We start from the raw sequence: 25,854 nt of genomic DNA, 5'->3' as shown, positions 1-25,854 counted from the left end.
CCGTGCAAGGGCAGCACAGGAGGGGTCCTGTGGAGACCATTGGCGTATGGCTCAACCGTCTCGGACTTGGGATGTACGAGACGGCGTTCGAGGCGAATAGGATCGATCTTGAAGTCGCTACTCAGCTGTCTAACGCCGATCTGAAGGATCTCGGTGTCCGCGCACTTGGCGACCGCAAGCGTCTGCTTCAGGCCATAGCGGACCTGCGGTCGAACCGCGAGCTGCTCGGCCCCAAACAATGGGAACGCCGGCAGCTTACAGTGATGTTTTGCGACCTGAAGGGGTCGACGGTTCTGGCGACGCAGCTCGATCCTGAAGATCTGGCGTCCGTGATCGGCGCGTATCAACGCTGTTGCGCGGCGGTGATCGCCCGATATGATGGATTTATCGCGCGTTATGTGGGCGATGGGATCATCGTCTACTTCGGATATCCGCAGGCTCACGAGGATGACGCCGAACGGGCGATACGCGCCGCGCTCGCGATTGTCGAGGACGTCAGCGCGCTCGAGGCGATTCCGAACCTGCGCGTCCAGGTTCGTGTCGGCATCGCGACCGGTCCGGTGATCGTGGGAGACGATAACGACGGAATGCTCATGGAGCGCCACGGGGTCGTCGGCCAAACGCCCAATCTGGCTGCACGCCTTCAGTCCATCGCAGAACCAAATGGCCTCGTGGTCGCGGACTCCACGTACAATCTCGCCGGTCACGTGTTTGAGTGTATCGAATTGGAGCCGCTGTCGCTGGCAGGTTTCGCGACACCCATCAAGGCATGGACCGTCGTCCGCGAGCGACCCTTTGCCGGCCGTTTCGAGGCGCGTCGCAAGGTTGGATTGACGCCTTATGTCGGGCGCAAAACCGAGATTGCCATGCTCACGAGCCGCTGGCATTCGGCATCCGGCGGATCGGGGCAAGTGGTATTGGTTAGCGGCGAGCCCGGCATCGGCAAATCCCGTCTCGTGCAGGAGTTTGCCGATCAGATCCAGCAGTCGCATCTGCGAACTGACTATTTCGGTTCGGAGTACTTGCGGAACAGCCCGCTCAGTCCGGTCATCGCACAGATCGAGCGCGATGCCGGGATCAGTCACGATGATCCTGCGCTGCAGCGGCGCGAGAAACTCGAGGCTTCACTCGCACCGACGCCGGAATCCCGCGACGGCAACGCGGCAGCCGTTCTTGCGTCCCTCATTTCATTGCCGCCCGCCGCTGCAGATCCTCCTGCTCATCGGGATTTGGAAGTTCGCAAGCGACGAACGTTCGAAATCATCGTCAATCTCATGGCCGAACGAGCCACGGCCGAGCCAATTCTGGTGGTGTGCGAGGAACTGCACTGGTTCGACCCGACAACGCTTGAACTGCTCGGCATCCTGATCGATCGCATCAAGACGCTTCCCGTCCTGATGATTTTGACGTTCCGACCGGAGTTTGCTTCATCCTGGCAAGGCCAGCATATCATGTCGCTTCCGCTCGAGCGACTTGACCGCAATGCGGGCGTCGTCATGGTCGACAAGATCATACAAGGCAAAACCGTACCCTCGGGAGTGCTGGACCAGATTGTCGCTCGATCGGACGGCAATCCCTTGTTCATTGAAGAGCTCACCAAGTCAGTGTTGGCTGCAAAGCTGAGTGGCGCCACCGGCGGAGCTCTGGCCGCCGAAATCCCCGAAACGCTCCAGGACTCACTGATCGCAAAACTCGACCGGCTGCAGGGGGCCAAAGACATTCTGCAAATTGGTGCCGCGATCGGACGCGAGTTCCGCGAGGATCTGATCGCAGCCGTTACGGCCATGAGCCGGGTCGATCTCCGGAGCAAACTCGACGAACTCATCAGGGGAGACCTGCTTTATCGTCAATCGCCGCGGTCCGGCACCATCTATGTCTACAAGCACGCTTTGGTGCGAGATGCGGCCTATGAGAGCATCCTCCATTCGCGTCGTCGCGACATCCACCGGCGCGTCGCGCAGACCCTGGAGGTCCATTTTCCTGCCCTCACGCAATCCCAACCGGAGTTGCTCGCCCAGCATTGGCAACGCGACAGCGACATCCGGAAATCGATTCACTATTGGGTACGCGCCGGCAAGTGGGCAGCCGAGCGTTCGGCGCCTGCCGAAGCCGACGCGCATCTCCGTCAGGCTTTGCGTCTTGTCGAGACGCTCCCCACCGGCCCGGAACGCGACGCCCTCGAGCTCGAAATTTGCGCGCGGCTCGGTGGCGTGCTGCGGGCAGTCGAGGGGCCGGCCGGGACCGAGACCGGAAAGGCGTTTCGTCGCGCAAAGGACCTCTGCTGGCAGACCGGTGACAAGACCTTGCTCGCACCTTGTCTGGCGGGTCTGTACGGATATCACCTGGTGCGGGCGGAAAATGCCGCCGCTGGCGACGCCGCGCGCGAACTGCTGGAGCTCGCGGAAACCCGCGCCGATCGGCTTTATCGAATGATTGGCCACAGGGCCGTCGGCGCAGTGTTGTTTCATAGGGGGCACTTCGCGGAGGCGCGCCAACACCTTGAACGTTCGCTTGCCTTGTATGACCCAGTCGAAGACGGGCCGCTGGCGTTTCTCTACGGCACCGACCATGGGCAAACGGCGTCGAGTTTTCTCGCGTTTGCGCTGCGGCTGATGGGTCTTCCTGACCAAGCCAATGATCGCGAGGAATGGACGCTCGCGCACGCAAAGAAGGTCGGCCACACGTACAGCCTCGTTCAGACGCATATGTTTCGTGGTGTCCTCCGGGTAGCCTTGGGGGAATGGAAAGCGGGCGCATCGGTAGCCCGTGAAATGCTCGAGCTGACCAAAGGACACTCCTTTCGCATGGCTGTGGCTGCCAGCGCCTTTTGTGTCGCCGCTTGTCGGCCTGCGCGCGGCCGGCTTCAGCGGCGGCTCGAGGAACTGCAGGATACGGCGGCAGATTGGTGGTCGACCGGCGCATTGAATTACCGCCCCATGCATCTGGCCCTCATTGCCGACGCACATGCGGCGGCTGGTGACCCGCTGCAGGGGCTGAAGGCGCTCGAGGAGGCTCACGCGATCGTCGAGGCAACGGACGAGCGCTGGATGGAAGCCGAACTGCACCGCCTGGTCGGCGAATTGAAAACGCTGGTCGACAAACCGCGCCTCGATGAAGCCGAAAGCAGTTTCCGCAAGGCAGTCGAAATCGCCAGACGACAATCCGCACGTGTGTGGGAGCTGCGGGCTGCGACCAGCCTTGCATCTCTGTTGCAGGCGATCGGCCGCGCGGCCGAAGCCAATGCAATCCTCAGGCCTGTTTACGATGGTTTTACCGAGGGCCGAGATGGCGCCGATATGAAAAAGGCACAGAAAATCCTGCGAGGCCTGAGCTCAAGCGTTCACTAGGATCTCACGCGCAATCATCCAGTCCAACAAGGCGTGGGCCTGCGCCGGCGTCGTCTGTCCGGACCATTCGGCGAGGATCGAAGCGGCGGGCCGCTTCGATCTGATTGCGGACAGGACGGTACCAAGGGGTACACCGCCAAGCCACGCAACTGGACGCTCCAGTCCGGGGTGCGTCAGAGCCGTGCGACGGCGAATCTCATCGCCTTCGATGACAGGCAGCGCGATCAGCCTGGCGTTCTGCGAGAGCATCAGCTCAGGATTGTCGGAAATCCTGATCGAGGCGGCAGGCTTCTTTTCCTCGAGGGATCGCGTGCTCGAACGCGATTGCCAGAATGACGACGCATACAGGGCCTGAGAGGCATAGACTTCGGACGCATGGCGATCGTGGACCTTGACCGCTCCCTGCAGCGTCGCGCGATAGAACTCCAGGGCCGCCTCCAGGTCCGCGCGGCGCAGGATTGTGTGAATGACGGCGCTCGCCTGCAGGCCGGAACGAATGGCGGCCTGAACTCCCTGAGAGGACAGCGGATCCATTGCGAATGCCCGATCCCCAACCTTGATGGAATTCGGCGTCACCGTTTCGTTGTCCACCCGAAAGGTGGCGTCGCGGATCCGGATATCGGCAAGCGACAAACCGCGCAGAAATTCTCGAGCCAGGCGCGACTGATCGAGCAGGGTGCGGTAGAGGGTAGCGCAATCCGCCGCGCCGCGGCGCGTATACGATTGCGGGTGTATGAACACCTGCGCAGTCGCGCTGTCATGTGAAAGCGGAGCTGCCCAGAACCAGGCATGCTCGCCAGCATCGATGCACATTTCCGCCGGCGATGAGGAAACCTTGCCCTGCCAGCGACCGCAGAGTGCGATGGTCGGCGCGCCGGCCGGCCGGCAGCCGCCGCGCCGTCCCGTCGCATCGACAAGGAATTGAGCCTCGACGACAAGGGCCCCCGCGTCCCGCGCGTCGATCGGAATAATCCAACGCTCGTCGACGAAAGCGGGCCGGCGCGCCCGCGCCGGACACAGGACGGTCACGCCAGCCTTTCTCGCTGCTTCGATCAGGAAGCGGTCAAAGAGCGTGCGGTCCACAATGATCGCGGCGTTATCCTGCTGCGATGCAGCCTCGTCACGCCATCTCGCGCGCATTCGATCGCAGCGCAAATAGCCAACCTGCTCGAGTCCTTCCCAGAGGTCGAGTTGCTCAAGCGGACCACGGATCGACGATGGAAGCGCCTCGGCCGCGGGCCGCCGTGACCCATCCTGACGCTCGATGAGGCAAACTCGATACCCGAGCTGGGCCAGGCGGCGCGAGACGGTCGTCCCCGCGGGCCCCCCGCCCACAACACACACGTCTTGGATCGAGCGATGCAGGCTCAGCTCCTCTCGGCGGAAAAGAAATCAGGTCGCTGCTCCATCACGTTGACATACGTGATCAGGCAATGGTGCAGCCATCCGCGGATGAAATCACATGCGGGTCGGCCGCGGTAAATGACCTCGTGGTGGCAACCACCGCCGCACAGATAGCGGGCCCAGCACTTGCTGCACGGCTCCTGGCGATGCACGTGGCGTTCTGCGAGCCAGGCGTTTCGCTTGTCGCGTTGCAGGCCGTCCTTGACGTCGCCGAGACGTCCATTCTCGTCGTCAACGAAGCGGTGACACGCAAAGAGACCGCCCTCCGCGGATACGCCAAAATACCCGGCACCGGCGCCGCAGGAATAGGGGCGGTGTATGCCGCGGTGGATCTGGCGAAGCGCCTCGGTCATGTTCGAGAACGGGTAGCGTCGACCGGCAACTGTCTCACTCTCGAATTTGCGAGCGCAGCCAATCATCTCTTCCAGCATCGTCATGAGATCTGGCTGGTTCAATTCCAATCGTCCCATCGGCGCGCTCAGCATCGGGGAAAAGCCGACACTGTGAAAACCCGTCGCAACGAATTCATCGAGCATGTCTTGCAGCTGGATGTTGAGCGGCGTCACGGTCACACGGGCCGAAACCTGCATGCGTTGCTGTCGGTCGAGCAACGGCTTCACTCGGGCCATGATCCTGGCATAGCTGCCGTCTCCTCCCCGGAACGGCCGTAAACGGTCATGGGTGTCACCGACGCCATCAAGGCTCACCGTTACCGCGAAGCCGTATTCCTCAAAAAAGGACGCGTCCTCCGCGCTCAGCAGCGTTCCGTTGGTGGTGATCGAGAATCCGACGCGGATATCCCTTGCCTTGGCCTGATCTGCGGCGAAGGCGGTGGCATCACGAACGAGCGCGCGGTTAACGAGCGGTTCGCCGCCGAGAAAGGCTAGATTTACGCGTTGCCCGGGTTCTGCAGCATCGATGAGTCGCTCGATGGCGGCGCGCGCGATGGGCCATGACATGTTCCTCGGGACGCCACCAAAGTCGCCGCCCTGCGCGTAGCAATAGGCGCATCCAAGATTGCACTTTTGCGCGACAGCAAGCGACAATGCGCGGATCGGCGGATCCTGCAACGGGACATCGTCGATGTAAGGGCTTGACGCGAGCCCATAGCGTTCAAGAAGGCGCGCCACCGCGTCCTCTCCCGCCGAGACGGCCGTATCGACCTCAAGCGCAAGCTCGGAGGCGAGATCGTAGATGCGTGACCCGTCGGGCACAAGAATGTGTCGCCCGCGCTGACTGTCGAAGGCGTGCACCAAGCTGGAATGCGCCGCCTCAGTCATCCCAGAACGGCACTCCAATGCCCCTCACTTCTGCAAGGTCCTCAGCCTCGTCGCGGAACATCAACATGGTTCTGCGCGCCGCGTCGATACAGGACCGCTCGAGCTTGGAGTTCCGTTCGGCCGCGTGCGCGTATGCCTTGCCGAGGTGGCCTCGTAGTTCTTCGAACAGTTCGAGCGCGCGTTCGCATTCGGTTTGGTCGCGTCGACCGCGTATCACCTTGCGCAAATAGGGGAAACTGCCGGAGCCGCCACCATAGGCCTGCAGGATTCGCTTTATGCCGAGGAAACGCTCGTAGTGATCCGTGCCCTCGCCGTCTATGCGCAGCGCCAGTTCGTAAGCTGCGACCGGGTATTTCGTGTTTCGCAGGGTGGCGACGCAGCGGCTGTAAGCCCGGGTAATCTCGCCGCTCGGTCTCTCGAGGTCGATGAAACGATCGAGCGTCTTTGGATTGAGCGGCTCCAGCCTGCGCTCGAGGCGGAGCGTTGGATAGTTCTTTGCCAGCTCGACGATGGGCGAGTAGCGCCAGCCATTCGGGCGGATGTTGGCCCGATCGAGCTCCCACAGCATCTCGTTGGCCCATCGAAGATGTGCCATCTCCCCGACTGCGACCAGCAGAATGAAATCCCGTACCACCTTGAGATCTGCTGCAAGACCCGGCCACTTGGCGTTACGGACCTCGGCCGACTTGGGATCACGCAGCGAGAGCAGGGCATAGAGGTATTCGAGCGCCAGCGTCAGCTCCATCCTCGCCAGCTCGCTCAATTCGTCGATGAGCTCTTGATCCGAGCCGTAGGGCTGGCCTGGCTCCTCCTGTCGCGGGCGATACTCCCGCCCGATCTCGCGACCTTCCAGAACGAACGGAAGCTTTTCCCATTTCTGGTTGATCTCGTAATGATCGATCTGGAACAGCCGGTTCTGGGCGATCGTCCCGGCAGCAGGAATGGTCGAGGTCCGGTCGACCACGGATAACCAGTCGACATACACCGTGGCCGCCCCGGCCTGCTCGACCGAGCCGGGAACGTCGCGGATCACCACGTCCGGGTGGTTCGATGCCCAGTAATGACAGGCACAATCGCGGAAATCATGCGACCACGGATTGCACATCGACTCCGTGAGCTCACCCGGCCGATAGGCTAGGTCGTACAGTCCGGCCGCATTGACATATCGGCGGCGCTCGCCGACCAGCTCGTAGTAGGGCTTGGGGTCCAGCGCATCCCGCCTGATGAGGCCGATGCGCAACTCCCCCTCGGGGCTGAGACCTCGAATGAACCGCCACGCGATCTCGCACGAGTAATAATTGCCCTGCGGGTCGGTCATCGATAAACGCTTGCCGTCCTGCTCGATCCAGTCGAGATACCAGCGTCCCTTCGAAACCGCCTGGGCCAGTTTGCCATTGGCATCGTAGTCGGTGAGAAGCTTCTTGACCCAAGACAACTCGCTGGTCTCGGGTAGCATCGGGTCGTTGAGGTAGTCGATGTAGAGCAGGCGCACGCCCTGTTGATTGGGGATCGTGCCCTCCTCCGGATAGAGCGGTTTCGTCACGAACCTGAACAGAAGTCCGGGAAAGAAACGGTTGTCGAGTGTTCGAACGTCAAACTCGAGGCCCGGAAAGCAATTGGCGACACCTGACTCGAGGCGGGTATTGGCGGGATTGCCAACCACTCGCTCCAGCGCACTGTTGCTCCGCGCGGTCAGATTGCGCGGAAAGATCTTGTTCCTGGCGGAGATCTCGTTGTCACTCATGAGGATTCGCTCACGTGCTTCCTGATCCGTTCGAGCCGTCATCCGGATGGGTTTGCAGATATTTGATCAAGGCGAGGAGGGTCCGATGTTGGCGATGGCTGAGCGAAAGCGGCTGCTGGGCGGCATCGCGCATATACGGAGGCATTCGCATATCGTGGAGCTGGTCGCGGAACACCCGCGGATCGCGATACTTCGCGTTGGCATTTTCCGGCGGATCCTCCGGCAATTGTGCAACCTTGCCGAAAGGCGGCCGGACAAGCTGCTCCACGAAATCGCCGCGGGTGCTCAGCAGGTCCATGAGAGCCGCGCGGTCCTGCAGCCGTGCATGGATCAACGGCAGGGCGGTCGTGTACGGAAGCGTATCGTTCGGCGACCCCTTGGTGAAATAGGAGGGCTCTTGCGGTGCGAGTGTCGGTAATTTGTCGCTATAGGGCCGGTCCTTGGCCGTCATGCTCTCCGGGCCCGCTTTCGGCTGGTCGATGCCGGGGCTGCCGGCGTGCAACGCAAAACGAATCTTGTTCTCCAGCAGCGCTCGCGCCCGCAACGCGTCGAGATTGAACAGGCTCGCCGTCTCGAACGCGCGCTGAAACAGGTCGAGCACCTCCATCTTTGTTTCTTCCATGGCGCCATCGCCGAGATCGATCGGCAGGTCGTCGCGATCGGCAATGTCGTCGGCGATGCTGAAGACCGGGCGACGATCCGGAGAAAAATCCGGTGGACTGGTGAAGACGCGTGCGGCCGCTTGGTAGCACCGGCCTCCAAAGGCCATGGTGGCCACGATGACGGAGTCGCTGATGTCGTCGACGCAGCCCCATGAGCGATGATTGCCGACGTTGGCGCCGTCGTAGCCGTCCTGAGGCTGTGGATCTTCGAATTGCCCGTTCAGCATGATGTATGCCGTCGACCAGGGCGTCTTGCTGCTCACGATTCGATGCTGCGGCGCGACGATCTCGTGGATACGGCCGTATTCGGCACTCGGCGCTTCGAACTGCCCGGGCTGAACCTGCGGAGCCGGGGCGGAGGTGGCCTCCGCGGGTCCGTAGATGATGCCTTTGGGAGGCGTGAAGCGGACGCGCAATATGCTGCGATCGACCTCCGGTTCGTCATCGCGTAAATCGACCCGTCCTTCGACCGGGCGCAGCACCTGAAAGTGGCCGATGGGAATCGGCTTGTCGGGCGAGACCAGCGGCTCCTGTCCGGAGGTGTGCGGGCTGAACGCCAGCAGCTCGCGTCGTTCGAAATCATCGCCATTCACCACTTCCCGAGCGGTGAAACCGCAGGGCGCGTAGTCGGTCCGGCGCGCGGCCTTGCGATTTGCGGCGACGATCTCATACTGAATGTCCTTGATCGAGGCGCCGAGTTCGGCCAGCAGCGTCGGCGTCAGCGGCTGCTCAAGCGTGCTTCCGTCCTCGACGGACTGCAGCTTCGCCCAGAGCTCGAAGAAAGGCGCGACCGGCCGGATCGCGCCGTCATCGTCCTTGAAGATGATCGAACGGGGGATGTACGGCGTGACGCTGCCGTCGGCTTCAACCTTTAGCGAGACCGCCGGCTCGATGACCGTATCGGCTTGCGCATGTGGCGAGTGGCTTTCCGTCCAGCGAAAGCTGTCCAGCGGCGTCGGACTGCTGCCGAGCCGCGCGATCGCCATCGGCGGCAGAAAGAACATCTCGAGCAGCTTGTGCATTTTCCCCCCTTTGCGTCCTCCTGCTGCAGGACCCCCCGCTAGTATGGTTCGGTTTCGATGCCCTCAGGAAGTTGCGGCAGATCGTAATGCGTCTCAGGGGTCTCCCGCGAGACGCTCTGAGCATATTGGAAGAAACTGTTCTTGTCGTATTTCAGCTTCACCGCGAGCAGCCGCTCGAACGAGCTGCCCCAATAGCGCCTGCGAAAATCCTGCTGCGTGCGACGCGGATAATTTTGATAAGAATGGTCGTTGAAATACGGCGCCATCATCGCCATGAATCGATCAAGGAAGGCGATCGCGTCTTTCCGCTGCTGGTCCTCCGACATCCAAAAGACATCGAGAAACAGATTCATGTCGACCTTGCGGTGAATGAATGCGTTCGAGGTTGCCGGTATCTCGTTGATGCGGCCGCCATAGGGCTCGATACAGACAAGGCTCGAACGGTTTGGGCTCGTCAGGAACACGCCGATGATGTGCGCCCAATCCTCGGCGTCCAGCTTTTTGTCGATGTAGCCGCACTGCTTTTCCTCCCGGGCGAGATCGGGGACCTGCGGCAGTCCGGGCGGACTCTCGATCAGCTTCAGGTCGAGGTCGGCATATCGGCCGACGCCGAAGTCCGTGTAGACAGGACCAAGACGCCGCAGCGAGTCGATCGCAAATTCGCCGTCCCGCTGCGGTCCCAGGTACATGCCGCGCATCACCACACAAGGCGTCTCGTCTTGCCAGGCCAGGAACGTCATGAATCCGAGCTCGGGAGGCGCCCCGGTCTGCATGTAATTGGCCTGCATTTCAGCGAGGGCGGCGGCGGCATTCTTGATGCCGTCCCTGCTATCGATCGACCATCGCAGCCCAAAACCCCACACGTCGCCGAGCTCATGCAGGTTATAGGTCACCTGCAGCAGAATACCGAAATTGCCGCCGGTGCCGCCACGGACCGCCCAGAACAGATCGGCATTCTTTTCGCTGTTGGCGACGACGATCGTTCTGTCGGCGAGCATCACCACGATCTCGTGCACATTGTCGCAATTCATGCCGAATTTGCGTGCAGTGAAGCCATAGCCTCCGCCCTGCATGTAGCCTGCGATGCAAACATCGCCGCAGCCGCCGCTCGGCACATGTAGGTTGTACATCTTGAGCGCGGCATTGAGGTCGCCGATCGTGGCTCCGGCACCGACGATGGCACGCTTCTCCTTCGGATCCACCACGACATGTTTGATTCGGCTCGTGTCGATGAGCATGCCGCTGTTGACGGAAAATCCGGCCGTGCTGTGTCCTCCGGAGCGGATGGTCACCCGAAGATCGTACTTTTGCGCAAATTCGAGGCATCGTCTCGCATCTTCGAATATCTCGCAAAAAACGATCAGCTGCGGAAACTCCTGAACCGCAAGGAGCGTCATCTGGCGATCTCGGTGATAGGTCAGATCGGTCGGCAGCACGACCGTTCCGTGGATCGCCTTTTGAAGGTCCTTTACGTCATCGACGCTGAAGCGCTGATCGAGAGGAATCGGCTTCTGCGCGCGCAAGGCCCGCAGCGTGTGAGCATCCTTGTCGCTGAAGAGAAGGTCGACCGAGGGCAGCGCATCCCAGCCAGCTACCCTGAGTTCTGCATCCTTGCGCTTCTTGCTTTTCCACTTCATCCCGCCCCCCCTCTGCACTGCGCCAAAATGATGAGCGCGCCCTAACAGCGAAGGCGCAAGGCCATGACGGTACAGGCCGGACACACTTTATGGATTGATTTCGTAAGGCCCCGTTCGCTCATTGTGGAGCGGCCGCGGGTCCATTGCAAATTTTGATGGGCTTGTGGACTCGAACAGATCCCAACGGTCCAAATGGTCAGGTGCATTGCTCGCGGCCTCGGATCGGCGGGCATTTTTCGGCTAGAACCATATTGCACGCGGCATCCTTGAAGTTGTGAAGTACTTCACATAAAGCCTAACTAATCATCCGGTTTAGCCCTTGGTCCGCGTCGGAGGATCAACAACATGGAATGGATTTGTGTTTGGGACGGCGACGTTTGGCCGGCTAAGTCGCCGTCGACAGGCAGTCAACGACGCATTATGAGCGTGCGACGAATACCCATTTCGGCCGGAAAACTCCGGTGATGCGATCTGTAAGTCATTGATTGTCCTCAGCCCGTGGCTGACTCTCTAATCAGCGGGTCCGAGGTTCGAGCCCTGGTGCGCCCACCATTTCCTGCAAGGCTTACCGCGGTTCGTGTCAGAACGGACCGTTTGGTTGGAAGCCGCCGAGGGCATATCGGCTTCAAAATGTGCCGGGATAGGCCCCGCCGTCGATCAGAATATTCTGTCCAGTGATGTAGCTCGCCTGAGCTGAACACAGGAAGGCGCAAGTCGCCCCGAACTCGTCCGGATGGCCGAACCGCTTGCTCGGGTTGCTGGCACGGACTTCCTCGGTGACCTCTGCGACGCTCCTTGACGAGTTTCGGGCGAGTGCCGCGAGATTGGATCTCAGCCGGTCCGTGTCGAACGTCCCCGGCAACAGGTTGTTGACGGTCACGTTGTGCTCGGCGACGGACCGTGCGAGACCTGCGACGAAGCCCGTCAGTCCACTTCGCGTGCCGTTCGATAGCGCGAGCATCGCGACCGGCGCCTTGACAGCGTGCGACGTGATGTTGACGATGCGGCCGAATTTGCGCGCGACCATCCCATCGATGGTGGACTTGATCAGCGCGATGGGCGCCAGCATGTTGCCGTCAAGCGCCCTGATCCAATCGTCACGCTCGAAGCTCCTGAAATCGCCCGGCGGCGGTCCACCGGCATTGTTGATGAGAATATCGGGCTCAGGGCCGGTCGACACGATGGCATCGCGTCCCTCGCGGCTCGTGACGTCGGCAAGAACTGTTTGAGGCCGGTTGCCCGTGGCCAGCTCGATCTCTCGCGCAGCACTGTCGAGGACCTCGCGCCGCCGGGCGACGATCACGACATCGACGCCCTCGCGGGCCAGCGCCATGGCGCAGGCTTTTCCAAGGCCCTGGCTCGCCGCGCAGACGATGGCCTTGCGGCCCCGCAATCCCAGATCCATGTGTCCTCGTCGGATGTTGCTGCGACCGCAGCGTGATTTGCTACTTGTTGGGGAGTGTCATGCCGGCGGGCTTGGAGCCCCACATGCAAAAGCTCGTCGGCTCAAACCCGAACTGGCGTGGGCGGTGCGTTGCCTCATCCTCGATTTCATCGACGCCCACCGAATATTCGAAAATCATCCCGTCTGGTCCTTTGAAATAGAGGAAGCGGGCCCCCGACGTCGGATGGCGCCCCGGGCCGAACACGATCGGCACGCGCCGTTCGTTGAGGAAGTGGTAGGAGCGCAGCACGTCGTCGCTGCTCTCGACCTGGTGATTGATGTGCTGGATGCCGGCTTGCGGGGCGCGGACCAGCGCGATGGTGTGATGGATGGCGTTGACGCGCATCAGCGGGATGTCGCCGATTCGATCGCTGACGCGGGCGTTGCAGATCTGGGTCCAGAATCGCTCGTCGCGCGCCGGATCGGTCGAGTTGAGGCCGACGTGGCTGAAGCCTGTGATACCCGCGTCGCGGCTTGCGAAGTAACGACGACCGCTGCGCTCCGGCCGCACCACCAGCTCGATGTGGTTGCCGCTGGGGTCACGGAAGCCGATGAACGCTTTTACCTTGCGCCGGTCTGCCTCCTCCGCGGTTCCCGCGTGGACGCCGTGGCCGAGCGCTTCGAGCGTGGCCGCCGCGTTCTGGAGACTTGCCTCGTCATCGACCTCGAAGCCGACCGTCTGGTCCTTCGGATTGCCTTCCGAGTAACACAGCGTGTGCGAGCGGTCGTCGGATCGAAGGTAGAGATCGGCCTTGCCGCGTTCGGCGATTTGCAGGCCGAGGCAAGCGGTGGCGAATTGCTCGGCCTGCTCGAGATCCGGTGATCCCAAGCGGACATAGCTCACATCCTTCAGCTGGATCATGCCTCTCTCCTCGGTTAGCTCTGCGCGCCTAGTTCGGAAACGCCCTTGCTTTCGCTGCCCCAATTGCAGAGTGAGCTTGCTGTGGGCGGGAATTGCCGGGGAGGGCGCGGCCTGCCGCCGGCCTCGGCTGTGCCGGTGACGTAAGACAGGATCAGGCCATCGGGCCCTTCGACATGAAGGAAGATCTGTTGCGAGGCCGGCTGCCGACCGGGGCCTTGTACGATCTTCACCTGGTTTTCCTGCATGTAGTAGCTGTTCTGCATGATCTGATCGAGCGCCTCGACCTCGAAGGCGGCGTAGAGCAGCCCGGGCCGCTGCGAGGGATAGAGCGCGATGCGATGGTGAAGATGGTCGATACGCAAATAGGCGATGTCGCCGACCCAATCGGCCACCTCGGCGCCGAGCAGACGCCAGAAGGCGAGATCGCGCGCGTGGTCGATGCTGCGCAGGCCGACGCCCTGGAATTGCACGATGCCGGCATCGCGCGGCGGAAAATAGCGACGGCCGCTCCGTGTCGGGCGGGTCACAAGATCAATGCGATTTCCGGAGGCATCGTCGGCAAGCAGGGCTGATTGCACATATCGCTGCTGGCATTCGTCCGGGCTTGCCGGTCTCACGGCAAAGCCCTGTGCACGCAGCCGTTCCCCGATCTCCTGGAGCGCTGCATCGTCCCAGGCCTCGATGCCGATGCTGGCGCCATCGGCTTGATCGCGGCTGAGGCTCACGGTGCGAAACCGGTCGTCCGAGCGGAAGGCGACCTCGCCGTCCTGACTCGCGACTTGCTGCAGGCCGAAGATCTCGGAGACAAAGCGCGCGCAGGCCTGCGGCTCCTTGACCGCGTAGCGGACGTAGCAGACCGACGTGATCAATGGCTTCGTGCCGTTCAACACGGCGATCATCGCAGCCGACCTCGCTTTTGCTCGGCTTCGATGAAGATCCTGATCATCTGGCGCCAGAGCCCGAACAGATGGTCGAACCATTTGGGATCGTTGTCCCAGAGCGTTCGCAATGCCATGCCGCGGACGACACCGAGGGTGAGTGCGACGATATCGGCCGCGACGGCTGCGGGAACACCGCCCGCCACCAGCGCCTCGGCCCAGGCCGCTTCGACCGGACGGCGCGCCTTGCGTGAGATGTCGAGGATCTGTTTGCGGACCGCCTGGTCGGTGGAGGTTGAGAGCACGATATCGATCGCCACCATGAAGTGCTCGCTGAAGAAGAATTCCCTGGCGTCGGCGATGACGGCCTCGGTCAGGTCGCGTGGCCGGTTCACCGCGGCGGCGCGGCGGCGGCTGAGGATCTGTGCTTGCTCGAACACATATTCGAGCGTTGCGACGACGAGGGAATCCTTGGTCGGGAAGTGATGGAGCTGGGCGCCACGGGAGACGCCGGCTTCGGCGGCGACCTCGGCAGTGCGAAATCGCGCATAGCCACGACGCCGGATCAGGTTGGCCGCTGCCTTCAGGATCCGCAGCCGCGTCTCGGCGGTCCGCTCGGCCTGGGTCCGGCGGCGCGGCGGCGCCAGCGATCGCCGTGCCGTCTTGAGCGGGGCGGGAGCGCGATTGGGTCGGGACGGCATGTCAAACCTCGATCTGGACTTTCCCGTCCGCGACCGTGACGGGATAGGTCTTCAAGGGAATCTCGCAGGGCATGCCGGTGGGCTCGCCCGTGGTGACGTCGAAGGTTCCGAAGTGGAAGGTGCATTCCACGATCTTGCCGTTGATGAGACCTTCCTCCGACAGCGAAGCCTCGCCATGGGTGCACATATCGGCCGTGGCGTAGATCGTGCCGGCCACGCGATACAGGGCGACGTTGGTGCCGTCGGGCAGGGGAGCCTGCTTGATTTCGCCTTCGACGACCTCGTCGGCAGAGCAGAGAATGACTGTTTCGGCCATGGCGAGAACCTAGAGCATGGTGCTGCCGCCATTGACGCTGATGACCTGGCCGGTCACGAACGACGCTTCGGCGGACGCGAGATAGGAGACCATCGAGGCGACTTCCTCCATTTCGGCTGGCCGCCCCATCGGGATGACGCTGACGAATTTGGCAGCGAGTGCCGGGTTGCTTTTGGTGATGGCGACCATCTGCGGCGTATTCACCGCGCAGGGAGCAACCGTGTTCACGGTGATGCCGTCCCGGGCGAACTCGCGCGCCATGCCGGTTGTGAGGCCGTGCACGCCGCCCTTGGCCGCGTTGTAGGCGGCATGATCCCAGAGGCCGTTGCGCACGGAATCGGCACCGAGATTGATGATGCGGCCATAGGCCTGCTTACGCATCACCGGCACCGCGTACCAGGAGCACCACAGCACGGTCCAGAGATTGCGATCGATCGTCGTTTTCAGCGTCTCCGGCGTATGTTCCGCGAACGGCTTGATGATGCCGCCGCCGGCATTGTTGACGAGGATGTCGAGGCGGCCGAAGCGTTCGCAAGCAAGCCGGATGGTCCTCTCGGCGGTGCCTTGCTCCGCGAGATCACCGGCTCCGCTCGCGACCTCCACGTCGAACTCATGGATGAGACGAGCCGACGCCTCCTTCAGCCCGGCCTCATCGAGGTCGGCGAGGATCAAGCTCGCGCCGTCCCTGGCAAGCCGCTCCGCGATCGCAAGGCCGATGCCCTTTGCGGCCCCCGTGACCACGGCAACATTGTTCTTGAGCTTCCTGTCCACGATCGAACGTCCCTAGAGGATGATGCTGACGCGCCCTTGCGTGCGCAGCCCTTCGCTGTCGAGCAGGCAGCGCTTCTCCTTGATGCGGAGGCGCCCATTGTCGGTAACCAGCCGATACCGGTTGCTGCCGAAATAGGTATCGGTGACGCCATCCTTGGTGCGATAGGTGATGAAGGCGGCGGCGACCTCCATCTCGCTGTCACCGCGGCTCCGGATCCGCACATTGCTGACCAGGTGCCGCGTCCGCGAATGGGGAAATTCGGCGTGCGCGGTACGCTTCATCAGGCGCTTGACGCGTTCGCTGAGGCGAAAGCGGTCATCGGCCACGTAAAACAGGTTCTTGTCGGGCGAGGAGTCCGCGGGAACGTCGGTGGATGGTACGTAATAGATGGCGTCGTCCGTGAACAGTTCGAGCCATTCCGGCAACCGCCATTCGTCAAGCAGTTCGGCCTCGGCGAACAGGAAATCCTCGACGTCGTCTCGGGTGATATTCTGCATGTGCCTCTCCTGACTCACGCCGATGCCGCGAAGACGTGCTTGTTCCAGTTCGACCAGAACGCGCGCATCTGCAACTCGTCGTCATAAGCGGGCGTCTCCTTGCCCATGCCTTTTGAAATGTCGTTCCACTGCGCCTCCGTGGCGTTGCGGAAGCCGCGCTGGCACTGCTCCAGCGCCTCGACGTCGTCGGGCGTCGCGAAGCCGCCGGGGCCCAGGAATTCAAGGAAATTGAACAGGCGGTACTTGCGCGCCCAGTCGGTCTCTTCCCGTGGTGCCAGCGCCCATGCGCTGACGGTCATGAAATCAGGCGCCTGCGGATAATAGGTGCGGATCGTCACGGCCATGATGTCGTTGACGACGAGGTTGGGGAACACGAACAGATTGCGATTGTAGAGCGCGATGCGCTTGGCGCGCTCCTCGCCGAAGCGGGTCACAAGTCCCTGGTAGAGCCGGTCGATCTCGCGCTTGCCATCGTCGCCCCACATCGGAACCCATTGTGCGACCGGACGTCCCCACGGCGCCTTGTACTCCAGCACTGCATGTCCATTGCCGAGATCGCGCGCGGCACCCTCCAGCGGCACCGGCACGAGGCCGCCATTGGTGGCTTTGAGGTAATCGAAATAAGTCGCGTGGGTGGTGAGTGCGTGATAGCCGTCGATCGAGTTTTCGGTGAGCAGCTTCCAGTTGGCGCGCATCGAGTATTCTTGCGTGCCGCCGACGATGGTCATGCTGGTTTCGGCCTGGTCGCCGATGATGTCGAGATATTCCTTGACCGGGCCGAGATAAGTGTCGAGCGTCTCGGCGTTCCGGTCGAAGCATACGAAACAGAAATCGCGGTAGGTTTCGAACCGCGGCACCGGCTGCATGTTGGACGTGCTGCGCTCCTTGAAATCAGGCGCATAGGAAGCCTCGCCGGGCTGACTGCGCAACGCGCCGTCGAGCCCAAAGACCCAGCCGTGATAGAAGCACTGGAAGGACTTTGCGTTGCCGTGCTTCTCGCGGCAGACCTGCGCGCCGCGATGCGGACAGGTGTTGAACATGGCGCGCAAGCCTCCCTTGGCGTCGCGCGCAAACAGAATGCTGCGCCCGCCGACCTGGCGGGTGACGAAATCGCCGGACTTGGGAAGCTCGGAGGCATGGCCGAGATAGAGCCAGCATTTGTCGAAGATGCGCGCGCGCTCGGCCTCGAGAATGTCGGGGTCGACGAAAGCCTGGCGGGAGACCTTGAAGATCTGCCTGGCCTCGTCGACCATCAGCGCCGTGTTCATTCGCTGGAACGCATTCATTGCAGTCCCTCCCTCGAATATCTCAATGTGATTTCAGCGCGGATCTGAGGTCGTAGCCCGGAGCCTCCAGATCGGCGCGCCGCGGCCTTGCGTTGGCGGCGATGACCCGCCGCAGCATCGCCATGTCCTTCGCCGCGTTCACCGAGAGCGCACCCACAAGCTCGGCGCCACGCATGGCTATGATTGAAAACCGATCGCCGTTCGGATCGCCGCGGGCGACATGCTCCGCATCGCGCATATCTCCTGTGACCTGGATGTTCAGGTCGTATTGGTCGGTCCAGAACCACGGAGGATCATTGTATTCCACGGTCTCGCCAATCATGTTGGCGGCGACCGAGATCGCCTGGTTCTGGGCGTTCGCCCAGGTCTCGACGCGGATCGCGCGGCCGTGGCATCGGCTCCATTGCAAGGCGGCATCACCCGCGCAGAAGATGTCGGGAGCAGCGGTGCGGCCGCAGGCATCGACGGCAATGCCTTCGGCCGCGGGCAGACCGAGCCGGACGGCGAGTTCGGCCGAAGGGGTGACGCCGACACCGACCAAAACCAGATCGGCGGCGATCTCCGCGCCGTTGCTCAAATCGACCGAACGTGACGTGCTTCCGGTCACCGTCGCGCCGAAGACAAACGTGACACCGTGACCGCGGTGCCTGTCGGCAACGAGGCTGCTAACCAGAGGCGGAAACGCGCGTGCGAGGAGGCGCTCCTCATTCTCGATCACGGTGACATGGCAGCCGCTCCTGGCAGCGGCGCAAGCGGCTTCGAGGCCGATGACGCCGCCTCCGACGATCGCAATGCGCGACTTTGCCTGGATATGACGACGAAATCGGAGCGCGTCCTCGACGCTGCGCAGATACTGCACCTCGATCTGCGCATCTTCCAGCGCGGAGAGCCGCCGCGGCCGCGTTCCGGTCGCAAGCAGCAGGCCGTCGAAACGGAAGTTGCGGCCGTCCGCAGTCGACACGATGCGGCGATCGGCATCGCACTCGATGGCCGCAGCGCCGGTCTCGATGCGGATATCAAGTGTCTTGGTCCAGTCTGCGGCCTGCTTGATGTAAGCGACAGGCGCATCAGAAGATTGCAGCAGGCTCTTTGAGAGCTGCGGCCGTTCGTAGGGTGGATGAGGCTCTTCGCCAATCATGGTGATCGAGCCCGTGAAGCCGCGCGCCCGCAGCGCTTCAGCTGCCCGCGCCCCGGCCTGGCCGGCTCCAGCGATCACGATGTCGTTCATCGTTCGCGCCACGCTCGCTTCGCTCCCTGATGCGATCGCCGACCGCACTGTTCGTTAGATTGTGCACTAGCATACGAATATTGGATTGCATAGATAATAAAAACAGTCCAACCTGCTTGTAAGTGGCCGGCCCTGCATGTTCCGAGCTGTCTGGTCGCGGGCGCAGCATTCAAATCTGTCGGGGAAACGTCTTGGTCGAAGCGATCGACACCCATACTCATTTCGTCCCGCGGCACATTCCGGCGGACTCCGCCCGCAATCCGCTCTGGCCCTCGGTTGAGCTGCGGGACGCATCGGCCGCCGTCATGGTCGGCGGTAAGGTGTTTCGGGTGATCGATTCCCGAAGTTGGGACGCGCGCCGCCGGCTCGACGATATGGCGATCGACGACGTCCAGATTCAGGTCCTCTCGCCCATGCCGGAATTGCTGTCACACTGGTTTCCACCTGCCGACGCGGACGCGTTGTGCCGCCATGTCAACGAGGGGATTGCCGCGCTATGCGCGGACCATCCGCGGCATTTCGTCGGCATTGGAATGGTTCCCATGCAGGATGTCGCGCTTGCCGTGCGGCACATGGACGACATCAGATTGCTTGGTCTGCGCGGCATCGAGATCGGCACGCACATCAACGGCGTGCCGCTCGGCGACGTGCGCCTCGATGACGTCTATGCCGCGGCGGAGCAGGGCGGGTTGATCGTGATGATCCATCCGCTGCATCCTCTCGGGCTTGATCGAATGGGCGGTCGCCCAGAGCTTGCGGCTGTGGCCGCATTTCCATTGGAGACGGCTTTCGCCGCCGTGTCATTGATGACCGGCGGTGTGCTCGAGCGCTTTCCCTCCTTGCGAATCCTGCTCAGCCATGGTGGCGGCGCGCTGTCCTGGCTATTGCCGAGATTGGGCCACGCTTTTGGGATGGGACCACCGCTGGAGAGCCTGTTTGCAAGGAATCCGACAGAGATCGCTCGATCCTTCTACTACGACACGATTCTCTACGACGGTGCGGCGTTGCAATACCTGGCCGACAAGGTCGGCACGAATCAGCTCGTTGTGGGATCGGATTATCCGTTCACGATCAAGCAGGACAAGCCTGCGCAATTCGCCGAACAAGTCCTGTCTGTTGCGCGTGCGGAGCTATCCGCCAATGCGAAGCGGCTGTTTGCGCTCCGGTAGGGAGGAGAGATTGGGACAGTGCTATTCCTATCGCCAATTCTGCTCGCTCGGCCCGTTGCCGCCGCGCACGCCGGCGCGGCCGGATCCGCAGGTGCCGAAGGACTACAAGCTCGGTCCGTGCGCGCACGGCAAGATCGGCGCGTTCTACTTTTACGCCGAGGGCTCGAAGGATGACCCCGCCTTCGGCTTCTGCGAGATCGAGCTGTCGGTCCAGCGCGTGGCTGAGAACAGACTGCGGCTCGAACTCTACTGCATCGCCGACGGCTATCAGAGCGCGCGCGGGGTGGGGACGAGCCATCCGCTGAAGATTGCGGTGCTCGCTGGCGAGACCGTTCTGGGGACCACGAGCTGGCACTTTCCCGACGTGATCTGCGGCCACGCGGATCCCATGCACTTTGCGGCCGATATCGGCCTCGACGACGCGCTCTTTCCGAGACTCGATCGTGTCGAACTGAGCAGGACGAGCGGCGAGTCGGCGCCGTGCAGCTAGCGAGACATGCATCGGACGCAGGCGGATGTCCGGCCGATGGACGAACGTTCCTCCAGATCGTAAAGTAGAGTACGATCAGAACAAATCGGGGACTGCGGCCACTGCTGTGCCGCAGCGTGGGAACGTCAAGCGCTTCAGGCCCAAGGAGAATCCATGCGAGTTCGGGATGCGATCGTTCTGTGCCTGATCACCGTGTCGATCGCGGCGTCCGGATGGCGGCAGGCCGCAGCGGAATCATACCCGTCGCGACGCATCAATCTCATCGTGCCGTTTCCGGCAGGCAGTGCAACCGATGCCGTGACGCGGCGTCTTGCCGAAAGCATTCGCATCGAGACCGGTGCGACCGTGCTGATCGAGAACAAGCCGGGAGCCGATGGCAATCTGGCGGCGCTTGCGGTTCTGAAGGCTGAGGCGGACGGTTACACCGTGTTCGTCACCACGAACTCGACGCAAGCGGCCAATATCAACCTGTTCAACGCGATGCCCTATGATCCCGCGGCGGACTTTGCGCCCGTGGCGGGGATCATGACCATTCCGATGATGCTGGCCGTCAAGCCGGAGTTTCCGGCACAGAGCGTCGCGGAGTTCATCGCCATGGCGAAGACGCGCGAGAAGCCACTCTCATTCGGAAGCGGCAACACGTCGAGTCGGGGTGCTGCGGAGTTGTTTCGGGCCAGGGCCGGAATCAACATGCAGCATGTTCCGTATCGCGGGATGCCACAGGCTCTGACGGATGTGCTGGCGGGCGAGATCGATTGCGTCTTCGCCGATCCGGCGAGTGCGCAGGGCTTGATCCAGGATGGTCGGTTGCGCGTCCTTGCCGTGACGAGCAGCGATCGGCTGGCGGGGATGCCCGACGTCCCAACGCTCGCGCAGGCCGGCCTATCTGGTGCCGAGCTGACCGCCTGGGTCGGCGTGTTCGTGCGGACAGGCACCGCGTCCGACATCGTGGCGAAGCTCAGTCAGGTCGTGCTGGCCTTCGTCAACAACAAGGAGACGGCGGACTATCTCGAATCCGTGGGGGCCAAACCGTTTCCGGCCGGAGCCGACCGGCTGAAAGCGTTCGAGGAAGCCGACACACGACGCTGGGCAGAGATCGTCGCGATCGCGAAGATCGAGAAGAAGTAGGTCAATCGCGGAGCACCGCCGTTCCCCGGTCGAGCACCACGACGTCGCGCTCGATGACGCGTGAGCGAAAGCGGATTTGGCCACCGACGGAGAGGAATTCCGTTCGGATAGTCTCTCCCGGAAAGACCGGACGACTGAAACGGGCCGATAGCGAGAGAAGGCGTTCGGGGCGGCCATCGGCGAGGGTGGCGACGACCGCGCGCGTTGCGATTCCTAGCGTGCACAGGCCGTGGAGGATCGGGCGGTCAAAGCCGGCCCTTGCGGCGGCGTCGGGATCGGCGTGTATCGGATTGTAGTCGCCGCTCAGCCGATAGATCAGTGCACTTTGGGGCAGCGTCGCGATGTCCTGGGTCTGCGAGGGGGCCTGTTCCGGAAGGGCGGTAGGCTCGGCCGGGACATTGCCAAAGCTGCCGCAGCCACCGTCGCCGCGCAGAAACGGCACGCTGTGAACCGTCGCCAATTTCAGTCCGCTGATGGCGTCGTCGAGTGTCTTGACGAGGTGAAGGATCGCGCCTTTTCCTGCACCCTTATCCGCCACGCTGACAATCTCATAGCTGGCTCTCACCGTGCCTTCGGCCGGCATCGGAGCGTGAATTTCGAAGTGCTGCTCACCGTGCAGGAGCTTTAGCCAATCGATGCCGAGCTCGGGCCGTTTCGCCCAGAACCCGGGATGAGCGAGCACACAGCAGATCGACGGCACGGCCTTGAGATTTGCCTCATAGACGAAATCGAGCTGCGCCGGGTCAAGCGGATCGGAACCAAAGCCGAGGCCGAGCGCGTACAGCATGGTGTCGCGACGGGTATAGCTCTGCGTGACTGGCTCAAAACGGAAATTTCGTACGGCTTCGAGGTTCAAGATGTCCTCCCATGCTGGCGAGTCCCGATTCATCGGGGTGCGGTTCGAATGGCAGTTGCAATCATGCTCCATCACATAGTACACAAGCGTACTAATTCGCGAATGGCGACGCAATGGGAGCGGAAAGGGAGAGCGCCGTGAAGTGGGATGCTGGCCATTCAAGTCGGGCGGCCCGTGTCGCGAGCCTTTGCAGGCGGCTTTTTGGCGGCCCCGGAGGTCGCGACGCCGTCCGGGCCGCGGCGGTGATCCTGGTTGGTCTGCACGCAAGTCAGGCCGCGGCTGGAGAGAAGCGATATGGACCGGGTGTCACCGACACCGAGATCAAGATCGGCAACACGTCGCCCTATAGCGGCCCGGCGTCCGCCTTCAGCATGGTCGCCAAGACCGAGGAGGCCTACTTCCGCAAGGTCAACGCGGAGGGGGGCATCAACGGCCGGCGCATTGTCTTCCTGTCATACGACGACGCGTACTCGCCGCCGAAGACGGTCGAACAAACGAGGCGGCTGGTCGAGAGCGACGAGGTTCTGCTGGTCTTCAACGCGCTCGGCACCGCGGCCAACTCGGCCGTGCAAAAATATCTGAACGTCAGGAAGGTGCCGCAATTGTTCGTCTCGAGCGGAGCGGCCAAATGGAATGATCCTCAGAACTTCCCCTGGACGATGGGATTTACCCCAAGCTACGAGACCGAGGGCTACATCTACGCAAGATACGTGCTGCGGGAACGGCCGACGGCGAAGATCGCGATCTTCTTTCAGAACGACGACTTCGGAAAGGACTACCTCAGGGGGATCAGGAAGGCGCTCGGCGACAAGGCCGCTTCAATGATCGTCGCGGAGGAAGCCTTCGACGTGTCGGAGCCGACGATCGATACGCACCTCGTCAAGCTGAAGGCGACCGGCGCGGACGTGTTGTTCGACATTGCGACACCGAAATTTGCGGCGCAGGCGATCAAGAAGGTGTCGGAGCTCGGCTGGAAGCCGCTGCATCTTCTCAGCTATGTCTCGGCATCGATCGGAAGCGTGATCAAGCCCGCAGGATTCGAGCACGCGCAAGGCCTGATCTCGGCAGCCTATTTCAAGGATCCGAACGACCCCGCGTGGGTGGACGATTCCGGCCTCAAGGAGCTCAACCGATTTCTGGACGGCTATTTTCCAGGCGCTGATCGCAGCGATACGCTGATCGTGAACGGCTACAACACGGCGCAGGCGCTCGTCCATCTGCTGAAGCAGTGCGGCGACGATCTCACGCGCGAGAACGTGATGCGGCAGGCGGCCCAGCTGAAAGAGGTCGAATTGGGCATGCTGCTTCCCGGCATCCGCTTGAATACGTCACCGGGCGATTTCGCCCCGGTGAAGCAATGGCAGTTGATGCGCTTCGAGGGAGCGAACTGGCATCTGTTCGGCGACGTCATGAGCGGCGAAATGAAGAACTAGGCAGGGAGACGACAAATGGGACGACTATGCGCCGGGCGGGTTGCGATCGTGACGGGTGCCGGCCGCGGGCTCGGTCGCGAATACGCGCTGATGCTGGCAGAGCAGGGCTCTAAGGTCGTCGTCAACGATCTCGGCAGCACTGCTGCGGGTGAGGGCGCCGATCTCTCGCCCGCACAAGAGGTTGTCGATGAGATCAGGCGCGCCGGCGGCGAAGCCATCATGAACGGCAGCGACGTCAGCAACTGGGCCGGCGCCAAGGCGCTGATCGATGCCGCCATCGACGCTTTCGGCCGGCTCGACGTTCTCATCAACAACGCGGGTATTCTGCGGGATCGCATGATGGTCAACATGACCGAGGCGGAATGGGACGCGGTGATCAAGGTGCATCTCAAAGGTACCTTCGCCCCGTCTCACCACGCCGCGCAGTACTGGCGCCAGGAAACCAAGAAGCAGGGAGCGCCGGTCAGCGCCCGCCTGATCAATACCTCGTCGGCCTCCGGATTGTTCGGCAATGTCGGCCAGAGCAACTATGGGGCTGCGAAGGCCGGTATCGCCGCCTTCACCATCATCAGCGCGATGGAGCTCCGCCAATACGGCATCACGGTGAATGCGATCGCGCCGCGCGCGCAGACCCGCATGACCGAAGGATTGCGTGAGCGCACCGAGGAGGAGATCAAGCGACGGAATCCGCGTTGGGTCGCGCCGATCGTGGTCTGGCTCGCGAGCGAAGAGTCAAAAGACGTGACTGGTCGCGTATTCGAGGCCGGCGATGGGATTCTCAAGGTCGCAGAGGGCTGGCACGCGGGCCCGGGAATTGACCCGGTCGAGGATCCCAACGAACTCGGCCCTCAGGTGGCGAAACTGATGCAGGAAGCGCGGCCCAACGCCGATATCTGGGGGCGCGACATCGTCTCATGAGCTTCCCAAGGACTCCTCCCGGAGCACCTCGGGCGGGTGGCTGGCCTCAGGCCGCCGCCCGCCGTTTTTTCCGGGTTTTGGACCGCGGCGCCTCTTCCTCCTCGTCCTCGCCGCTCTCGGTCTCCGTGCCATCCGACATGGCCAGAAGGTTGTGCTTCATCGCAAGGAGGGCCTCCGAAGCAGCTTCCAGCTGCTTGCGGTCGATGCCGTTGACGATCCTTGCATTGAACTTGTCGGTTTCCTTCCGGAGCTTTTCGAGGAACCCGCGGGCCTGCTTGGTGACATAGACGCGCTTGATCCGCCGGTCGACCGGATCGGCCTGCCGTATCACGAAGCCCGATGTCTCCAACCGGTCAATCAAGGCCCCGACGGCGACCTTGCCGACGTCGAGCTCGTTGGCGAGCTGCACCTGGGGAAGGCCGTCCTTGCGCGAAATGAACGCCAGGACCCACCATTGCGAGCGTGTGATCCCGAGCGGCGCGAGCGCGCGATCGAACATCATCCTCCTGAGCCGCGATACGTCATGGATGAGATATCCAAGCCGAAGATCCCAATCGGGCTGTTCAACCATCGATGTTTCCCTTGAGGCGAGCCGGAGGCAGAGGTTCAACTAATACCATACACCAGCGTATTTTAAAGGAAAGGTCGCTGGATCGGGCGGAAATCCCCCGATTTACTTGGCGGAGCGAGGATTTACAAAAGAAGTACGCTAGTGTATTAGTTTTTGCAGGGTGCCGGTCCTTTGGACGTAGAAGCGCCCGCCTGACGGGAAGCCGATCG

The 25,854-nt window shown here is 62.3% G+C and carries 22 protein-coding genes; 6 read left to right on the top strand and 16 right to left on the bottom strand.

Annotation, left to right across the window (positions count from 1 at the left end; genetic code table 11):
* Positions 1-29: 29 nt before the first annotated feature.
* A complete protein-coding gene (locus WN72_RS34835; protein ID WP_143130761.1) occupies positions 30-3,347 on the top strand; it encodes an AAA family ATPase in 3,318 nt (1,105 codons plus the stop codon).
* Here the strand turns inward: WN72_RS34835 and qhpG are convergent.
* The 14 genes from qhpG to WN72_RS34765 form a co-directional block, all read right to left on the bottom strand.
* A complete protein-coding gene (gene qhpG / locus WN72_RS34830) occupies positions 3,333-4,691 on the bottom strand; it encodes a flavin-dependent monooxygenase QhpG (RefSeq protein ID WP_167381052.1) in 1,359 nt (452 codons plus the stop codon). The genes WN72_RS34835 and qhpG overlap by 15 nt on opposite strands.
* A gap of 23 nt (positions 4,692-4,714) precedes the next feature.
* Positions 4,715-6,031: a radical SAM/SPASM domain-containing protein gene (locus WN72_RS34825; protein WP_092218352.1), complete on the bottom strand. Its 1,317-nt coding sequence runs from the start codon at positions 6,029-6,031 to the stop codon at positions 4,715-4,717.
* Positions 6,024-7,775, bottom strand: coding sequence for a ferritin-like domain-containing protein (locus WN72_RS34820; protein ID WP_167381051.1), 1,752 nt, complete (start codon positions 7,773-7,775; stop codon positions 6,024-6,026). Before WN72_RS34820 ends, WN72_RS34825 begins: the two co-directional genes overlap by 8 nt.
* 10 nt (positions 7,776-7,785) lie before the next feature.
* A complete protein-coding gene (locus tag WN72_RS34815) occupies positions 7,786-9,459 on the bottom strand; it encodes a hypothetical protein (protein ID WP_092218350.1) in 1,674 nt (557 codons plus the stop codon).
* A 38-nt stretch (positions 9,460-9,497) separates the two neighbouring features.
* Positions 9,498-11,096 carry an FAD-binding oxidoreductase gene (locus WN72_RS34810; protein WP_092218349.1) on the bottom strand — a complete coding sequence of 533 codons (1,599 nt, stop codon included), beginning with the start codon at positions 11,094-11,096 and terminating at the stop codon, positions 9,498-9,500.
* Between the two features lie 625 nt (positions 11,097-11,721).
* Positions 11,722-12,501 carry an SDR family oxidoreductase gene (locus WN72_RS34805; RefSeq protein WP_092218348.1) on the bottom strand — a complete coding sequence of 260 codons (780 nt, stop codon included), beginning with the start codon at positions 12,499-12,501 and terminating at the stop codon, positions 11,722-11,724.
* 40 nt (positions 12,502-12,541) lie between these two features.
* The gene (locus WN72_RS34800; protein WP_027564466.1) at positions 12,542-13,402 is read right to left on the bottom strand and encodes a VOC family protein; all 861 of its coding nucleotides are present in this window, start codon (positions 13,400-13,402) and stop codon (positions 12,542-12,544) included.
* Positions 13,403-13,416: 14 nt separating this feature from the next.
* Positions 13,417-14,301 (bottom strand): VOC family protein, encoded by an 885-nt coding sequence (locus tag WN72_RS34795; protein WP_167381050.1) that lies wholly within the window; start codon positions 14,299-14,301, stop codon positions 13,417-13,419.
* Complete coding sequence (locus WN72_RS34790) at positions 14,298-14,981, bottom strand: TetR/AcrR family transcriptional regulator (protein ID WP_092218347.1); 684 nt, start codon at positions 14,979-14,981, stop codon at positions 14,298-14,300. The genes WN72_RS34795 and WN72_RS34790 overlap by 4 nt, the downstream gene beginning before the upstream one ends.
* Position 14,982: 1 nt before the next feature.
* Entirely contained in the window at positions 14,983-15,297 is a 315-nt protein-coding gene (locus WN72_RS34785; RefSeq protein ID WP_092218346.1) for a non-heme iron oxygenase ferredoxin subunit, read from the bottom strand.
* 9 nt (positions 15,298-15,306) lie between these two features.
* Positions 15,307-16,068 carry an SDR family oxidoreductase gene (locus tag WN72_RS34780; protein WP_027564463.1) on the bottom strand — a complete coding sequence of 254 codons (762 nt, stop codon included), beginning with the start codon at positions 16,066-16,068 and terminating at the stop codon, positions 15,307-15,309.
* Between the two features lie 12 nt (positions 16,069-16,080).
* On the bottom strand, positions 16,081-16,566 hold the full coding sequence (locus WN72_RS34775; protein ID WP_092218345.1) for an aromatic-ring-hydroxylating dioxygenase subunit beta: 486 nt from the start codon (positions 16,564-16,566) through the stop codon (positions 16,081-16,083).
* A 14-nt stretch (positions 16,567-16,580) separates the two neighbouring features.
* A complete protein-coding gene (locus WN72_RS34770) occupies positions 16,581-17,852 on the bottom strand; it encodes an aromatic ring-hydroxylating oxygenase subunit alpha (protein ID WP_035729352.1) in 1,272 nt (423 codons plus the stop codon).
* Between the two features lie 22 nt (positions 17,853-17,874).
* A complete protein-coding gene (locus WN72_RS34765; RefSeq protein ID WP_028146197.1) occupies positions 17,875-19,080 on the bottom strand; it encodes an NAD(P)/FAD-dependent oxidoreductase in 1,206 nt (401 codons plus the stop codon).
* Between the two features lie 191 nt (positions 19,081-19,271).
* Here WN72_RS34765 and WN72_RS34760 point away from each other — a divergent pair, with 191 nt between their 5' ends.
* The 3 genes from WN72_RS34760 to WN72_RS34750 all read left to right on the top strand — a co-directional run bounded on the left by WN72_RS34760 (position 19,272) and on the right by WN72_RS34750 (position 21,867).
* The gene (locus tag WN72_RS34760; protein WP_051377677.1) at positions 19,272-20,249 is read left to right on the top strand and encodes an amidohydrolase family protein; all 978 of its coding nucleotides are present in this window, start codon (positions 19,272-19,274) and stop codon (positions 20,247-20,249) included.
* 10 nt (positions 20,250-20,259) lie between these two features.
* The gene (locus WN72_RS34755; protein ID WP_027564460.1) at positions 20,260-20,739 is read left to right on the top strand and encodes a hypothetical protein; all 480 of its coding nucleotides are present in this window, start codon (positions 20,260-20,262) and stop codon (positions 20,737-20,739) included.
* Between the two features lie 153 nt (positions 20,740-20,892).
* Positions 20,893-21,867 (top strand): Bug family tripartite tricarboxylate transporter substrate binding protein, encoded by a 975-nt coding sequence (locus WN72_RS34750; protein ID WP_092218344.1) that lies wholly within the window; start codon positions 20,893-20,895, stop codon positions 21,865-21,867.
* 1 nt (position 21,868) lies between these two features.
* Here the strand turns inward: WN72_RS34750 and WN72_RS34745 are convergent, their stop codons facing one another.
* Entirely contained in the window at positions 21,869-22,723 is an 855-nt protein-coding gene (locus WN72_RS34745) for a MaoC/PaaZ C-terminal domain-containing protein (protein ID WP_244553903.1), read from the bottom strand.
* Between the two features lie 242 nt (positions 22,724-22,965).
* On the opposite strand from WN72_RS34745, the gene WN72_RS34740 reads away from it, so the two are divergent.
* Both WN72_RS34740 and WN72_RS34735 read left to right on the top strand, forming a co-directional pair.
* A complete protein-coding gene (locus tag WN72_RS34740; protein ID WP_244553907.1) occupies positions 22,966-24,156 on the top strand; it encodes an ABC transporter substrate-binding protein in 1,191 nt (396 codons plus the stop codon).
* A gap of 15 nt (positions 24,157-24,171) precedes the next feature.
* Positions 24,172-25,074 carry an SDR family oxidoreductase gene (locus tag WN72_RS34735; protein ID WP_092218342.1) on the top strand — a complete coding sequence of 301 codons (903 nt, stop codon included), beginning with the start codon at positions 24,172-24,174 and terminating at the stop codon, positions 25,072-25,074.
* A gap of 46 nt (positions 25,075-25,120) precedes the next feature.
* On the opposite strand, the gene WN72_RS34730 is transcribed toward WN72_RS34735, so the two are convergent.
* Complete coding sequence (locus WN72_RS34730; RefSeq protein WP_063617235.1) at positions 25,121-25,645, bottom strand: MarR family winged helix-turn-helix transcriptional regulator; 525 nt, start codon at positions 25,643-25,645, stop codon at positions 25,121-25,123.
* Between the last annotated feature and the right edge of the window lie 209 nt (positions 25,646-25,854).

It is taken from the genome of Bradyrhizobium arachidis (assembly GCF_015291705.1).
Lineage (GTDB): Bacteria > Pseudomonadota > Alphaproteobacteria > Rhizobiales > Xanthobacteraceae > Bradyrhizobium > Bradyrhizobium arachidis.
This window is presented reverse-complemented; position numbering and strand designations above follow the sequence as displayed.

Coding starts and splice junctions, on each gene's coding strand:
- WN72_RS34825 (WP_092218352.1), bottom strand. CDS start 6,031: ATGACTGAGGCGGCGCATTCCAGCTTGGTGCACGCCTTCGACAGTCAG.
- WN72_RS34820 (WP_167381051.1), bottom strand. CDS start 7,775: ATGAGTGACAACGAGATCTCCGCCAGGAACAAGATCTTTCCGCGCAAT.
- WN72_RS34815 (WP_092218350.1), bottom strand. CDS start 9,459: ATGCACAAGCTGCTCGAGATGTTCTTTCTGCCGCCGATGGCGATCGCG.
- WN72_RS34810 (WP_092218349.1), bottom strand. CDS start 11,096: ATGAAGTGGAAAAGCAAGAAGCGCAAGGATGCAGAACTCAGGGTAGCT.
- WN72_RS34805 (WP_092218348.1), bottom strand. CDS start 12,501: ATGGATCTGGGATTGCGGGGCCGCAAGGCCATCGTCTGCGCGGCGAGC.
- WN72_RS34800 (WP_027564466.1), bottom strand. CDS start 13,402: ATGATCCAGCTGAAGGATGTGAGCTATGTCCGCTTGGGATCACCGGAT.
- WN72_RS34795 (WP_167381050.1), bottom strand. CDS start 14,301: ATGATCGCCGTGTTGAACGGCACGAAGCCATTGATCACGTCGGTCTGC.
- WN72_RS34790 (WP_092218347.1), bottom strand. CDS start 14,981: ATGCCGTCCCGACCCAATCGCGCTCCCGCCCCGCTCAAGACGGCACGG.
- WN72_RS34785 (WP_092218346.1), bottom strand. CDS start 15,297: ATGGCCGAAACAGTCATTCTCTGCTCTGCCGACGAGGTCGTCGAAGGC.
- WN72_RS34775 (WP_092218345.1), bottom strand. CDS start 16,566: ATGCAGAATATCACCCGAGACGACGTCGAGGATTTCCTGTTCGCCGAG.
- WN72_RS34770 (WP_035729352.1), bottom strand. CDS start 17,852: ATGAATGCGTTCCAGCGAATGAACACGGCGCTGATGGTCGACGAGGCC.
- WN72_RS34765 (WP_028146197.1), bottom strand. CDS start 19,080: ATGAACGACATCGTGATCGCTGGAGCCGGCCAGGCCGGGGCGCGGGCA.
- WN72_RS34750 (WP_092218344.1), top strand. CDS start 20,893: ATGCGAGTTCGGGATGCGATCGTTCTGTGCCTGATCACCGTGTCGATC.
- WN72_RS34735 (WP_092218342.1), top strand. CDS start 24,172: ATGGGACGACTATGCGCCGGGCGGGTTGCGATCGTGACGGGTGCCGGC.
- WN72_RS34730 (WP_063617235.1), bottom strand. CDS start 25,645: ATGGTTGAACAGCCCGATTGGGATCTTCGGCTTGGATATCTCATCCAT.